The organism is Streptomyces auratus, assembly GCF_050433025.1.
In the GTDB taxonomy this organism is placed as follows: domain Bacteria; phylum Actinomycetota; class Actinomycetes; order Streptomycetales; family Streptomycetaceae; genus Streptomyces; species Streptomyces sioyaensis.
The window spans coordinates 2,322,910-2,336,601 of sequence record NZ_JBNGCB010000003.1 but is presented as its reverse complement, the minus strand read 5'-3'; the positions used below and the strand labels follow the sequence as shown (position 1 = coordinate 2,336,601).

The window sequence follows — 13,692 nt, the reverse complement described above, 5'->3', positions numbered from 1 at the left end:
GCCTTCGCGCGAAGAATGCGAAAACTCGAAGGAACTCGAAGGAACTCGAAAAAGGGGAACCCAGGGGCGGCCGGACGCAGCCGGAAGCGCCCCGGTATCAGGGTGAAGGCATACCGCGAAGCCGGTTCGGGACCCTTAGGGGCACCCCGTCAACGGCTCGGAGAAAGGCAGCAGTCAGTACGCTGCAACGCTGCGGCAAGGACTTCCTTCGGGACTCATCCCGATCACCTCCTTGCTCGCGCGGACATATCCCGGCGCCCTCACCACGGGCGCCGTCATTTCCCCATGCTGCCATATCCCCGCAGCGGGCCCCTCATTCTTTCGGCCGAAATGGCGTCCCGGGGCGGTGTGATCTGCACCGCTCCGCAATGAGCGGTGCGGACGGCGACAATGGAGCAGGGCGGCGGACGGCGGGCGGCAAGTGCGGTGCCGGGCAGCCTTATTGGCGGGGGGCAGCAGTTTTGATGCGGGCAACCGTATTCGTGCCGACGGCCGTGGCTCAGGCCACCGACCCGATCCGCCCCACCGGCCGGCCCGTGTCGTGGTGGATGGGGGTGTGCGCGCCGGTCAGCGGTGTGCCGGTGCCGCCGCGGCGGCTGGCGACGATCTCGGCGGCGATGGACAGCGCGGTCTCCTCCGGGGTGCGCGCGCCGAGGTCGAGCCCGATGGGCGAGCGCAGCCGGTTCAACTCCAGCTCGGTCAGGCCGATTTCGCGGAGGCGCCGCTGACGGTCCAGGTGGGTGCGCCGGGAGCCCATCGCCCCGACGTAGGCGACCGGGAGCCGCAGCGCGCGCTCCAGCAGCGGGACGTCGAACTTGGCGTCATGGGTCAGCACACACAGCACCGTGCGGGCGTCGAGGTCCTGGGAGTCCAGGTAGCGGTGCGGCCAGTCGACGACGATCTCGTCGGCGTCGGGGAAGCGGCTGCGGGTGGCGAAGACGGGGCGGGCGTCGCAGACCGTGACGTGGTAATTGAGGAACTTTCCGACCTTGACCAGCGCGGCGGCGAAGTCGATGGCTCCGAAGACGATCATGCGGGGTGCGGGGACGGAGGATTCCACGAGCAGTTCGATGGTCCCGCCGCAGCGCGAGCCCGCCGGCTGCGCCCCGTCGTCGCCCTGCGGTGCGGCGTCGGCACCACCCGTGCCGATCGCGACCGTCGTGGTGCGTCCGGCGTCCAGCAGGGCGCGGGCCTCGGCCAGCGCGGTGCGGTCCAGCGCGGGGTGGCCGCCGAGGGTGCCGGTGTGGCTGCCGTCGGGGCGGACGAGCAGGGCCCGGCCGAGGTACCCGTCGGGGCCCTGGACGACCCGGGCGAGGGCCGCCGCCTCCCCCGCGGCGGCGGCGGCCAGCCCGGCGGCGAGCGTGCCGGCGGTGCGGTCCGCCGGCTCCCTCGCCGCCGTGCCGTCACCGGCCGGACGCCCGGCCGCGGCCGGTATCGGCTCGACGAGGATGTCGATGATTCCGCCGCAGGTCAGGCCCACGGCGAAGGCATCCTCGTCGCTGTACCCGAAGCGCTCCAGGACCGGTTGGCCGGTCCGCAGCGCCTCCTGGCACAGTTCGTACACCGCCCCCTCCACACATCCGCCGGAGACCGACCCGATCGCCGTGCCGGCACTGTCGACCGCAAGGGCGGCTCCGGGCTGGCGGGGCGCGCTGCCGTGGGTGGCCACCACCGTGGCCACCGCGACGTCGCGGCCCTGCTCGACCCACCGGTGCAGCTCGTCGGCGATGTCCAGCATGTCGGTCTCCTTATGGACGGGGGGAGGGCCGGGCGGTTACTTGACGCCCAGCCACTGCTCGATCGGATGGAGCGAGAAGTAGACGAGGAAGATCGCGGACAGCACCCACATGAAGCCGCCGACCTCGCGCCACTTGCCCTGCCCCGCCTTGATGACGGTGTAGGCAACGACGCCGGCGCCGACACCTGCGGTGATGCTGTAGGTGAACGGCATCAGCACCACGGTCAGGAAGACCGGGACGGACACCGAGCGGTCGCGCCAGTCCACGTGCCCGGCGGCACTCATCATCATCGAGCCGATGACGACGAGGGCGGCCGAGGCGACCTGGGCCGGTACGAGCTGGGTGAGCGGGGTGAAGAACAGGCAGGCCGCGAAGAGCAGACCGGTGACGACGGACGAGAGGCCGGTACGCGCACCCTCGCCGACGCCGCTCGCCGACTCGATGAACACGGTCTGGCCGGAGGCACCGGTCATGCCACCGATCGCGCCGCCCGCGCCGTCCACGAACAGCGCCTTGGACAGCCCCGGCATCCGGCCCTTGTCGTCGGCCAGCCCGGCTTCCGTACCGACGCCGATGATGGTGGCCATCGCGTCGAAGAAGCCGGCCAGTACCAGGGTGAAGACGATCATGCCCACGCTGAGGGCGCCGATCGAACCCCAGCCGCCGAAGTCCACCTGGCCGAAGAGACCGAAGTCGGGCATCGCCACCGCGCTGCCGCTCAGCTCCGGAGGCGTACCGCCCCAGTCCTTGGCCGTCAGTCCGCCGATCCTGGTGGCCGCGATGGCCAGGACGCTGCCGGCCACGATGCCGATGAGAATGGCACCGGACACCTTGCGTGCCTGCAACATGAAGATCAACAACAGCGTGACACAGAAGAACAGGACCGGCCAGCCGGAGAGCTGACCGGTCAGGCCGAGGGTGACCGGGCCACCCTCGCCCTTGCCCACGAACCCGGCCTTCACCAGGCCGAGCAGGGCGACGAACATCCCGATGCCCATGGTGATCGCATGCTTGAGCGCCAGCGGGATGGCGTTCATGATCATCTCGCGGAGGCCGGTGACCACCAGCAGACAGATGATGACGCCGTAGATCACGCACATGCCCATCGCCTGCGGCCAGGTCATGTGCGGGACCACCTGCGCGGTCAGCGCGGCGGAGACGTTGAGGCCGGCCGCCAGCGCCAGCGGCACCTTCCCGATGAAGCCCATCAGGAGGGTGGAGACGGCCGCGGCGAACGCGGTCGCGGTGACCACACCGGCGTGCGCGAGGGTGTTCTTCTGCACGTCCGGGGTCGACAGGATCAGTGGGTTGAGCAGGAGGATGTAGCACATCGCCATGAAGGTGGTGATGCCGCCGCGCAGCTCGCGCGCGAGCGTCGATCCTCTGTCGGATATGTGGAAGTACCGGTCGAGCCAGTCCCGGCCGGCGGGCTGGCGCGAGCCGGCGCCCGCGTCTTCCGCCGTGGTCCGCGGCTCAGTGGACTGCTGGGTCATGGTGCCTTGCTCCCAAGGTTCAAAGGGGCCCTCGCATCGGATGCGAGATTTGGGATGGTTCATGGCTGCACGACCCGGGGGACGGCCCGAGACGAACGGGGTACTGACTCCGTACGTGGGGCGGAGCAGTGACTGCGTGGTGCGGGCCTGCGGAGGGTGCGCGCAGGAGGACCGGCAGGACCTCCTGCACGCACCGCCCGGAAGCCGGGCCCGGGGTCCGGCCCCGGACGGTCTCTAGGTGCCGGTGAGGTGCTCGGGGCGCACCGGCGTCTTGTTGAGCTCCAGCCCGGTCGCGTTCCGGATCGCCGCGAGGACGGCCGGGGTGGACGACAGGGTGGGGGCCTCGCCGATGCCGCGCAGCCCGTAGGGGGCGTGCTCATCGGCGAGTTCGAGCACATCGACCGGGATGGTCGGGGTGTCGAGGATGGTGGGGATGAGGTAGTCCGTGAAGGACGGGTTGCGTACCTTCGCGGTCTTGGGGTCGACGATGATCTCCTCCATGACGGCCACGCCCAGGCCCTGGGTGGTGCCGCCCTGGATCTGGCCGACGACGGACAGCGGGTTGAGCGCCTTGCCGACGTCCTGGGCACAGGCCAGTTCGATGACCTTGACCAGGCCGAGTTCGGTGTCCACCTCCACGACCGCGCGGTGGGCGGCGAAGGAGTACTGGACGTGGCCGTTGCCCTGGCCGGTGCGCAGGTCGAACGCCTCGGTCGGGCGGTGCCGCCACTCCAGCTCCAGGTCGATCGCCTCGTCCTCCAGGACGTCCGCGATATCGGCCAGGACCTCTCCGCCGTCGGTGGTGACCTTGCCGCCCTCCAGCAGCAGTTCGGCGGTGGCCCAAGCGGGGTGGTACGTGCCGAACTTGGCGCGGCCGGTCGCCAGGACCTTCTCGCGCACCGCCTCGCAGGTGTGCTTCACCGCGCCGCCGGTCACATACGTCTGCCGGGAGGCGGAGGTGGAGCCGGCCGAGCCGACCTGGGTGTCGGCCGGCTGGATGCTGACCTGCTGGACGCCCAGCTCCGTACGGGCGATCTGGGCGTGCACGGTGATGCCGCCCTGGCCGACCTCCGCCATCGCGGTGTGGACCGTGGCGACCGGTTCGCCGCCGATGACCTCCATCCGCACCCGGGCGGTGGAGTAGTCGTCGAAGCCCTCGGAGAAGCCGACGTTCTTGATGCCGACGGCATAGCCGACCCCGCGGACCACGCCCTCGCCGTGGGTGGTGTTGGACAGCCCGCCGGGCAGCGCGCGCACATCGGCGCCCTCGCCGGCCGACAGCCACTGTTGCTCGGGCGGCAGCGGCATCGCCTTGACCCGGCGCAGCAGTTCGGCGACCGGCGCGGGCGAGTCGACCTGCTGTCCGGTCGGCAGCAGCGTGCCCTGTTCCATGGCGTTGAGCTGCCGGAACTCCACCGGGTCCAGCCCCAGCTTCTTCGCGAGCTTGTCCATCTGCGCCTCGTACGCGAAGCACGCCTGGACCGCGCCGAAGCCGCGCATCGCCCCGCAGGGCGGGTTGTTGGAGTACAGCGCGATGGCTTCGATGTCGACGTCGTCGACGACGTACGGGCCGACCGAGAGGGACGAGGCGTTGCCGACGACGGCCGGGGAGGCGGAGGCGTAGGCGCCGCCGTCCAGCACGATCCGGCACTTCATGTGCGTGAGCTTGCCGTCCTTGGTGGCGCCGTGCTCGTACCAGAGCTTCGCCGGGTGCCGGTGGACGTGCCCGAAGAAGGACTCGAACCGGTTGTAGACGATCTTGACGGGCTTGCCGGTGCGCAGCGCCAGCAGGCAGGCGTGGATCTGCATCGACAGGTCCTCGCGGCCACCGAAGGCGCCCCCGACGCCGGAGAGCGTCATCCGTACCTTCTCCTCGGGCAGGCCGAGGACCGGGGCGATCTGGCGCAGGTCGGAGTGCAGCCACTGGGTGGCGACGTAGAGATCGACGCCGCCGTCCTCACCGGGCACCGCGAGGCCGGACTCCGGGCCGAGGAAGGCCTGATCCTGCATGCCGAAGACGTACTCGCCGGAGACGATGACATCGGCCTTCTTGGCGGCCTCGTCCGCATTGCCGCGGATGATCGGCTGGCGGTGCACGATGTTGGGGTGCGGCACATGACCCGAGTGGTGGTCGCTGCGGTTCTCGTGGACCAGCGGCGCGCCCTCGGCGGTCGCGGACGCCTCGTCGGTGACGACCGGCAGTTCGCGGTACTCGATCTTGATCTTGGCGGCGGCGCGGCGTGCGGTCTCCGGATGGTCGGCGGCGACCAGCGCCACCGGCTCGCCGTGATGGCGCACCTTGCCGTGCGCGAGCACCGGCGTGTCCTGGATCTCCAGGCCGTAGTTCTTCACGTCGGTGGGCAGGTCGTCGTAGGTCAGTACGGCGTAGACACCGGGGGTCGCCAGCGCCTCGGCGGTGTCGATCGAGCGGATCTCGGCGTGTGCGGTGGTGCTGCGCAGCGTGTGGCCCCACAGCATGTCCTCGTGCCACATGTCCGAGGAGTAGGCGAATTCGCCGGTCACCTTGAGGGTGCCGTCCGGCCGCAGGGTGGATTCGCCGATCCCGGCCCTGGTCTTGCCGCCCTGGGTGAGGCTGGTGGGGGTGCGGGTGACACCTGCCATGGCGATCAGGCCCCCTGTCCGGCGGTGTGGGAGTCACCACGGGCGGCCGCCAGCCGCACCGCGTCGAGGATCTTCTCGTAACCCGTGCAACGGCAGAGGTTGCCCGACAGCGCCTCGCGGATATCGGCGTCCGACGGGGAGTCGTTGCGCTCCAGCAGTTCATCGGCGGCGACCAGCAGTCCCGGGGTGCAAAAACCGCACTGGACCGCGCCGGCGTCGATGAACGCCTGCTGGATCGGGGAGAGTTCGGCCGCCTCGCCGGTCTGCGAGCCGGCGGGCCGGGCCTGCCACCGCTTGGCCTCGTCCACGCTGGTGCCACAGACACCGGAGGCGCAGCCGCCCCCTTCCGCACGCTGCTTGGCGAAGTCCGCCAGGCCCTCGACGGTCACCACCTCGCGGCCCTCCACCTGGCCCGCCGCGACCAGACAGGAACACACCGGCACCCCGTCCAGACGGACCGTGCAGGACCCGCATTCGCCCTGCTCACAGGCGTTCTTGGAGCCCGGAAGCCCCATCCGCTCGCGGAGGACGTACAGCAGGCTCTCGCCTTCCCATACGTCGTCGGCCTCCTGCCGGCGGCCGTTGACGGTGAATGTCACGCGCACTGTGCGCCTCCCTTTGAGCCGTGGGCGTTGCCGCGGTAGGACTCCCAGGTCCAGCCGAGGGTGCGGCGCGCCATGATGCCGACCGCGTGCCGGCGGTACGCGGCGCTGCCGCGCACGTCGTCGATCGGGTTGCAGGCGCCGGCGGCGAGCTGCGCGAACTGCTTGGCGACGGACGGCGGAATGGGGCTGCCCGACTCCCAGAGGCCGCCCTCCTCCAGCGCCGCGGTGAGGAAGGCCTCGGCCTCCTTGGCGCGGACGGGGGTGGGCGCGGCGGAGCCGATGCCGGTGCGCACCGTGCGGGTCTCGGGGTGCAGCGCGATACCGAACGCGCAGACCGCGATGACCATGGCGTTGCGGGTGCCGACCTTGGAGAACTGCTGCGGGCCGTCGGCCTTGGGCAGATGCACCGAACGGATCAGCTCGTCGGGCGCCATCGCATTGCGCTTGACGCCGGTGTAGAAGTCGTCGATCGGGATCATCCGGCGGCCGCGTACGGACTCCACCTCGACCTCGCAGCCGGCGGCCAGCAGCGCGGGGTGGGCGTCGCCGGCCGGGGAGGCGGTGCCGAGGTTGCCGCCGACACCGCCGCGGTTGCGGATCTGCGGGGAGGCCACCGTGTGCGAGGCCAGGGCCAGGCCGGGGAGCTCGGCCCGCAGGTTTTCCATGATCTGGGTGTAGGGCACGGAGGCGCCCAGCCGGACGGTCTTCTCGCCGACCTCCCACTCGTTCAGCTCACCGATGCGGTTCAGATCGAGCAGGTACTCCGGGCGGCGGTGGTCGAAGTTGATCTCGACCATCACGTCCGTGCCGCCCGCGATGGGCACAGCGGTGGGGTGCTCGGCCTTGGCGGCGAGCGCCTCCTCCCAGCTGGCGGGGCGAAGGAAGTCCATGGGGTGGCCTCTTCTACGAATTCTACGAATGTGCTGCGAAATCGGTCGCTCGGTGCTCATGGTGCGGACGCGGTGCTCGCGCCGCCATGGAGCGGTTCATGTCTCGTTCATGTGATGAGGCTCAGTGAACGCCCCTGGACCCGTCGGGTGCAGTCACCGAAACCATGAAGCGGTTGGCTGGCCAGGCCACCCGTCTTGTAGATTCGAACGAAAGTCGAGGCTTGGAAACCTCGCGGCATTCCACCGGCAACACCAGACAGCAAAGAACGGCGGGCGAGGTCATGCGGCTCCGCGTACTCCTGGATACCCACTCCCTGGGCCTCAGGCTCCTCGGAGGCGAGGACGAACTGGATCGCACTGTACGCGGCGTGATGACCACCGATCTCCGCGATCCCAGCCGCTATCTCTCCGGCGGCGAACTGGTGCTGACGGGCCTGGCCTGGCGCCGCGAGCCGGAGGACTCCGAGCCGTTCGTCCGCATCCTGGCCGCCGCGGGCGTCGCCGGACTCGCGGCGGGCGAGGCGGAGCTGGGCTCGGTCCCGGACGATCTGATCGAGGCCTGCGCTCGGCACCGGCTGCCGCTGTTCTCGGTCGTCGAGGACGTCTCGTTCGCCTCCATCACCGAGCATGTCGTCCGCCAGGTCTCCAGCGAGCGGGCCGGCGATCTGGCGGCCGTGGTGGACCGGCACCGGCGGCTGATGACGTCCGCGGGCGGCGGCCCGGAAGTGGTCCTGGACCTGCTCGGCTCCGACCTGGACCTACGGGCCTGGGTGCTCTCCCCCACCGGGCGGCAGATCGCCGGCTCGACCCTGGCGGACGCCGGGCCGGAGCTGTCCGGTGAACTGGCCGCCCGGCTCGCGGGCGAGCATCTGGCGGCCGCCCGCACCGGCCGGCGCGGCCCGCACCGCGTCACGATCGAAGGGGGCGGCGCGCAGCGCCTCGATGTGGGGCGGCGGTCGGGCGACGGGTCGGGAGGGGCCACCTTCTCGCTGTTCCCGATCCGCCAAGAGGGCCGTGACCTGCGCCAGACGGTGCTGAGCGACTGGCTGCTGGCTGTCGAGGCGGACGCCGGCGAGTGGCCGGCGGAGCGCCTGGATCTGCTGCACGGCGTCACCCAGCTGATCGCGGTGGAACGCGACCGGCGCGATGCGGCGCGCACGGTCCGCCGCCGGCTCGCCCAGGAGGTGCTGGAGCTCGTCCAGGCCGGCGCCCCGCCGGCCGAGATCGCGGCCCGGCTGCGGGTGGCCGCCCCGGTGCTGCTGCCCGGTCTGGGCACCGCACCGCACTGGCAGCTCGTGGTGGCCCGGGTCGAGTGGGAGGACGGCGACGTTCCCGGCGGCCCCGTGGCGCAGAGCCTGCTGGAGGAGATGCTGGTCGACCCCGGCGCCGCCGGGCCCGAGCACTCCGACCGCATCGCCGTGGCGCACACCGGCGACGAGGCGGTGGCCCTGGTGCCGCTGCCCGTGCCGGACGAGTCCGGGGACTCCGCGGCGACGGGGCTGCACGCCGCCGAGCTGCTCCGGCTCGTCCAGGAGCCGCTCAGCCGCGGTCTGGACGACGACGGGCGGCTGACGGTCGGGGTGAGCGCCGCGGTGCACTCCGCGGAGGGCCTGCGCGGCGCCCTGGAGGAGGCCCGGCACGCCCGCCGGGTCGCCGCCGCCCGCAACGGCCGGGTCTGCGCCGCCGGGCACGAGGAGCTGGCCTCGCACGTCCTGCTGCTGCCGTTCGTGCCGGACGACGTCCGCCGCGCCTTCACCGCCCGTCTGCTGGACCCGCTGCGCGAGTACGACCGCAAGCACCGCGCCGAGCTGATCCCCACCCTGGAGGCGTTCCTGGACTGCGACGGCTCCTGGACCCGCTGCGCCACCCGTCTCCATCTGCATGTGAACACGCTGCGCTACCGGGTGGGCCGAATCGAGCAGCTCACCGGGCGCGATCTGGCCCGCCTGGAAGACAAGCTGGACTTCTTCCTGGCGTTGCGGATGAGCTGACGGCGCCGACCCCTCGCGGATTCCGTCGCCGACGGGATCCGCCGGTCCGCGGCCGCCCGGTGCGATCCAGCAGCCCCACGTCCGCCGTTCGGGGTAACTCGATCGGGCGGCATCGCGGCGGCGGAGACCGGCCGCGGCCGCCCGAGCTTGCGCCGCAATGCGCCCGATCAGGGCCGCGCGCCCCGTCCGAAGCGCGCACCGGGTGATTGTGAAAACGTTCACCCGCCCCCTTGGCCCGGCAGCGGAGTTCGTGCTGAGATGCGCGCACGGCTTCCGATTTCCAGCTCAATGGCGCGCTTGGGAGGGCAACGTGGCGGATACCGCCATGCCAGATTCAGCGGATCCCGCGGATCCGGAAAGTTCTGCGGATCCGGTGCCGGTCACGGTACCGAGGCCCGCATCCGCACCGGAAGTACCGGCCGTCGGCACGGTCGAGGGGGACGATCCCCTCGACCGTGCCGTTTGGCGACTGCGCTCCCGCGGCTGCTGGGACGACGCGGCCGCGCTGCTGGAGCCGCACGCCGTCCGCCACGCACCCTCCGCGCTGCGCCGCGCGGCCCTCCTGGTCGAGCGCTGTGTGTTCACGGCCACCGGCTGGGCCGAGGCCGAGGACGCGCTGCGCGGCGCCGAGGCCCTGGCGGGCGACGACGACGAGCGGGGCGGTGCGGCCTGTGAGCGCGGCCATCTCGCCTACGCCGCCACTGTCTTGGGCGTCCGGGACCGGGCCGACGAGGCGCGCTCGGCGCTCGGCCGGGCCGCCGCGCTGCTGGCACCCGCCGCGGCCGGCCGCCCGCTGCTGGACTTCCGCCGCGGGCTGATGGCCGAGCACGTCGCCGACAGCCCGGATTCGGCGCGCGCCGCCTACCGCCGCGCGCACGCCGGCGCCACCGCGCACGGCGACCACCTGCTGTTGTCCTTCACCTGGCGCCATCTGGCCGGACTCGCGCTGCGGGACGGGGAGTTGACGGAGGCCCGGCACGGTTTCGCCGAGTCGCTGCGGATCCGTGAGGAGCTGGGCTTCCTCATCGGTACGGCACCGGCCCTCGCGGCCCTGGCCGATGCCGCCCCGGAGGCCGACGCGGACCGGCTGCGCGCCGAGGCGGCCCGTCTGTTCCGCCTCATGGGCGGGGTACCGACCTGGCTCGCGGATCATCTGTCCACGGCCGGCACGGCGCTCTAGCCAGATGGGTCACGCTGCCCCGGCCCCCGGCCGGGGACCCGGCGAGACGGCCCACCACCCGCCGAACGCGAGTGGTGGGCCGTCACCGTTCTCCGCCACCGTTCTCCGGCGCCGGAGGGAGCTCCTCCGCTCGCCGTCAACCCCCCTTCGTCAGCCATGCGCGCAACCGGCTCGATTGGCTGGATTTCGACGGTCCCCGGGGCGGATCGGCCGGGGCGCGACGGTTCCCGGGCCGGCCGGCGGTCGACGCGCCGGGTGAACCGGGAGGTGGGACCATGGGGCGAAGGCCCGGGGCCGGGGTGTCTCCGAACGCCCCACAGGCCCCGAGAATGGCCGCAAGTCGCACTGTGAGGCGGCGGCGGGGGTAGGGATGCTGGTCCGGGACCAGCTGAGCCCCCACCCATTGGCTCAGCCTTTCAGGAGGCCACATGACAGCAGGAGTGACCAACACGACCGCGGGAACCGACTGGGGCAAGGCGGATTTCGAGGCGATTTACAACTGCCTTGATCCCCGCCGGTACTTCACCACACTGCAGCCCCTGGATTACCAGATTCCGCACCACGGCCAAGCGGTGTTCCGCACGGTGACCGAGACGCTGCAGCGCCACCGCAGTGATCGTCCGCCACTCAACGTCGTCGACCTCTGCTGCTCATACGGGGTCAACGCGGCACTGCTCAACTGCCAGCTGTCCCTCTCCGACCTCTACGACCGCTACACCGCGCTCCGCCCGGATGTGCCGACGACCCGTCAACTCATCGACGAGGACCGTACATTCTTCGCCAGCCGGCGGCGTGCCGAGTCCGTACGCATCACCGGCATCGACGCGGCGGACCACGCGGTCGGCTACGCCCGCGAGGTCGGTCTGCTCGACCACGGATTCGCGGAGAATCTGGAGCTCGACGAGCCGAGTCCACAGCTGCGGCGCGTGCTGGCGGACACGGATCTGATCACCGTCACCGGTGGCGTCGGCTACATCACCGCGACCACCTTCACCCGTCTCTTCGACTGCGTGTCGTCACCGCCGTGGGTCGCCGCGTTCGTGCTGCGCACGGTGCCCTACCGCCCGGTCTCCGCCCTGCTGGCCCGGGCCGGACTGGTCACGGAGAAGCTCACCACCCGTACGTTCCGCCAGCGGCGGTTCGCCGACGGGGCCGAGCGGCGGGGGGCGTTCGAGGCGATCGCCGGACACGGCCTGTCCACCGCCGGCAAGGAATCCGACGGCTTCTACCACGCCGATCTCTATCTCTCCCGGCCCGCCGCCGATGTCGCGGCGCTGCCTCTGGAAGAGCTGCTGCCCGGCTGAGCCACCGGACGGTTCAGCGCGGGTGCCGGGCCGCCGAAACATGCGCGCGGGCGATCCGCTCGGCGACCGCGAACTCCTGGGCGCTCAGGGCGTCGAGCAGCTCGTGGTGTTCGGCGGCATCGGCCAGCAGCTCGGCCGCGCGCCCGGATCCGGCGGCCGGCGGCCACTGGGAGCGGCGCAGCAGATCGCCGGTGACCTCGGTGAGCCGGCGGTTGCCGGTGAGCGACATCAGCGCGTCGTGGAAGGCGTGGTCGGCCTCGGCATAGCCGACCCGGTCGCCACCGGCGGCGGCCGCCACGCCCGCCGCGGCCAGCGGGCGCAGCTCCTCCCAGCGCTGCGGGGGCAGCGTCCGGGCCAGCCGGACGATCGCGGGCACCTCCAGCATCGCCCGGACCTCGGCCAGCTCGGCGAGGTCGCGGGCGCTGCGCTCGGCGACCCGGAAGCCGCGGTTGGGCACCACCTCGACGGCGCCCTCGCCCGCGAGCTGCTGCATGGCCTCGCGGACCGGGGTCGCGGAGACGCCGTAGCGCTCGCCGAGCGCGGGCGCGGAGTAGACCTCGCCCGGGGTCAGCTCACCGTCGACCAGCGCACGGCGCAGTGCGGCCAGCACCTGGCCGCGGACGGAGTGCCGCCGGGGCACGCCGGGACCGGGCTGCGCGGGCACCCACCCCTGCACACACGGCTGCGGTTCCGCTGTGCCCTGCTCCATGACGATTCCTCCTGACGTTCCCAGCACCATAGGCGGCGCGGGCCGCCGTGCACATCCGAAACCGGACGAGGAACGTCCGGGAGCCGCGAGGACTGGCGTTCGGCAGGCACGGGTAAAGTCCTCGGGTAAGGTAAGGCTTACCTGCTGACGCTCGCGATTCGGTGGTCTCCCCCATGGCTCCTGTCCCCGCCGCTCCGCCCGCCGCCCACCCCGTCGCCGACGCCTACGCCCGGCTCTCGGAGGTCTTCCCCGGCCTGCAGGTGACCACCTGGGACGCGGCGCCGCCCAGCGGCGACGGCTGGGTGTGCGCGGCCGGTCTCGCGGCCGGCGGCGCGGCCCTGGAGACCTTTCTCGCCCAGGACGACGCGCAGATCCTGCGGGATTACGGACAGCGCGCCCGGCCGGACGTCGTCGCGAGCTTCGCCCTGCACCGCTACGCCTGGCCCGCCTGCCTGCTGATCACCCTGCCCTGGTTCCTGCACCGCCGGGTCCCGCGGCTGCCCGTACAGGACGTGTCCTTCCAGCGGGAGCCGGGGCGGATGGCGGTCCGCATCGGCGCGTTCTGCTGTCTTCCGGACGATCCGGCGGCCGGGCTGCCCGGCGCCCGGGTCGTACCGGACGAGGAGGCGCTGCGCGCGGAGGTGCGGGCCGCGGTGGCCGAGCACCTCGCCCCCGTCCTGGCCGGTTTCGCCGCGCGGATGCGGCGCGGGCCGCGGGCGCTGTGGGGCCTGGCGTCCGACGAGCTCGTCGAGGGCCTGTGGTACCTCGGGCATCTGCTGGGCGAGGAACCGCGCGCGGTGGCCGCACTGAAGCGGCTGCTGCCGGGCACCACCGCTCCCTACGTCGGCGCTGCCGGATTCCGCACCCTCACCGGCCCGGCCGGCGAGTCGCTCCCCACCCGGGACCGCGCCAGCTGCTGCATGTACTACACCCTCCGCCCCGAGGACACCTGCGTCACCTGCCCCCGCACCTGCGACACCGCCCGCATCAAGCGCCTCACCGCAACCACCTGACCCCCACGCCACCCATTTCGGGTCGCACCCTTCGAACTCAACTCGGCTACCAGGAAGTTCGAAGGCACGCCCGTCCTCTGCGGGACCCGCCACCCCCGCGGACGACGCGGCCTTCCCCGGGAGCCTCCACCCCGACCGTGAGGGGG

Annotated in this window: 10 protein-coding genes; 4 read left to right on the top strand and 6 right to left on the bottom strand. The window is 72.1% G+C overall.

Going from position 1 to position 13,692, the window contains the following annotated elements; genetic code table 11:
* Window positions 1-499: 499 nt before the first annotated feature.
* The 5 genes from BKA18_RS29895 to BKA18_RS29875 all read right to left on the bottom strand — a co-directional run bounded on the left by BKA18_RS29895 (window position 500) and on the right by BKA18_RS29875 (window position 7,349).
* Complete coding sequence (locus tag BKA18_RS29895; protein ID WP_366045849.1) at window positions 500-1,738, bottom strand: XdhC family protein; 1,239 nt, start codon at window positions 1,736-1,738, stop codon at window positions 500-502.
* 36 nt (window positions 1,739-1,774) lie between these two features.
* Window positions 1,775-3,232, bottom strand: coding sequence for an NCS2 family permease (locus BKA18_RS29890; protein WP_366045848.1), 1,458 nt, complete (start codon window positions 3,230-3,232; stop codon window positions 1,775-1,777).
* Between the two features lie 234 nt (window positions 3,233-3,466).
* Window positions 3,467-5,854 carry a xanthine dehydrogenase family protein molybdopterin-binding subunit gene (locus tag BKA18_RS29885; protein ID WP_366045847.1) on the bottom strand — a complete coding sequence of 796 codons (2,388 nt, stop codon included), beginning with the start codon at window positions 5,852-5,854 and terminating at the stop codon, window positions 3,467-3,469.
* Between the two features lie 5 nt (window positions 5,855-5,859).
* Entirely contained in the window at window positions 5,860-6,459 is a 600-nt protein-coding gene (locus tag BKA18_RS29880; protein WP_366045846.1) for a (2Fe-2S)-binding protein, read from the bottom strand.
* Window positions 6,450-7,349 carry an FAD binding domain-containing protein gene (locus tag BKA18_RS29875; RefSeq protein WP_366045845.1) on the bottom strand — a complete coding sequence of 300 codons (900 nt, stop codon included), beginning with the start codon at window positions 7,347-7,349 and terminating at the stop codon, window positions 6,450-6,452. Before BKA18_RS29875 ends, BKA18_RS29880 begins: the two co-directional genes overlap by 10 nt.
* A gap of 281 nt (window positions 7,350-7,630) precedes the next feature.
* Between BKA18_RS29875 and BKA18_RS29870 the strand changes: the two genes are divergently transcribed.
* From BKA18_RS29870 to BKA18_RS29860, 3 genes are all read left to right on the top strand, one after another.
* Complete coding sequence (locus BKA18_RS29870; RefSeq protein WP_366045844.1) at window positions 7,631-9,340, top strand: PucR family transcriptional regulator; 1,710 nt, start codon at window positions 7,631-7,633, stop codon at window positions 9,338-9,340.
* Between the two features lie 373 nt (window positions 9,341-9,713).
* Window positions 9,714-10,520: a hypothetical protein gene (locus tag BKA18_RS29865; protein ID WP_429638716.1), complete on the top strand. Its 807-nt coding sequence runs from the start codon at window positions 9,714-9,716 to the stop codon at window positions 10,518-10,520.
* A gap of 428 nt (window positions 10,521-10,948) precedes the next feature.
* Complete coding sequence (locus BKA18_RS29860; RefSeq protein WP_366045842.1) at window positions 10,949-11,824, top strand: hypothetical protein; 876 nt, start codon at window positions 10,949-10,951, stop codon at window positions 11,822-11,824.
* Window positions 11,825-11,837: 13 nt separating this feature from the next.
* Here BKA18_RS29860 and BKA18_RS29855 read toward each other — a convergent pair whose 3' ends face one another.
* Window positions 11,838-12,533 carry a GntR family transcriptional regulator gene (locus BKA18_RS29855; protein ID WP_366045841.1) on the bottom strand — a complete coding sequence of 232 codons (696 nt, stop codon included), beginning with the start codon at window positions 12,531-12,533 and terminating at the stop codon, window positions 11,838-11,840.
* A gap of 173 nt (window positions 12,534-12,706) precedes the next feature.
* On the opposite strand from BKA18_RS29855, the gene BKA18_RS29850 reads away from it, so the two are divergent.
* Window positions 12,707-13,546 carry a (2Fe-2S)-binding protein gene (locus tag BKA18_RS29850; protein WP_366045840.1) on the top strand — a complete coding sequence of 280 codons (840 nt, stop codon included), beginning with the start codon at window positions 12,707-12,709 and terminating at the stop codon, window positions 13,544-13,546.
* Window positions 13,547-13,692: the final 146 nt, after the last annotated feature.

What these genes read in the sequence shown, in the direction of transcription:
- BKA18_RS29895 (WP_366045849.1), bottom strand. Translation starts at nt 1,738, where the DNA reads ATGCTGGACATCGCCGACGAGCTGCACCGGTGGGTCGAGCAGGGCCGC.
- BKA18_RS29890 (WP_366045848.1), bottom strand. Translation starts at nt 3,232, where the DNA reads ATGACCCAGCAGTCCACTGAGCCGCGGACCACGGCGGAAGACGCGGGC.
- BKA18_RS29885 (WP_366045847.1), bottom strand. Translation starts at nt 5,854, where the DNA reads ATGGCAGGTGTCACCCGCACCCCCACCAGCCTCACCCAGGGCGGCAAG.
- BKA18_RS29875 (WP_366045845.1), bottom strand. Translation starts at nt 7,349, where the DNA reads ATGGACTTCCTTCGCCCCGCCAGCTGGGAGGAGGCGCTCGCCGCCAAG.
- BKA18_RS29870 (WP_366045844.1), top strand. Translation starts at nt 7,631, where the DNA reads ATGCGGCTCCGCGTACTCCTGGATACCCACTCCCTGGGCCTCAGGCTC.
- BKA18_RS29860 (WP_366045842.1), top strand. Translation starts at nt 10,949, where the DNA reads ATGACAGCAGGAGTGACCAACACGACCGCGGGAACCGACTGGGGCAAG.
- BKA18_RS29855 (WP_366045841.1), bottom strand. Translation starts at nt 12,533, where the DNA reads ATGGAGCAGGGCACAGCGGAACCGCAGCCGTGTGTGCAGGGGTGGGTG.
- BKA18_RS29850 (WP_366045840.1), top strand. Translation starts at nt 12,707, where the DNA reads ATGGCTCCTGTCCCCGCCGCTCCGCCCGCCGCCCACCCCGTCGCCGAC.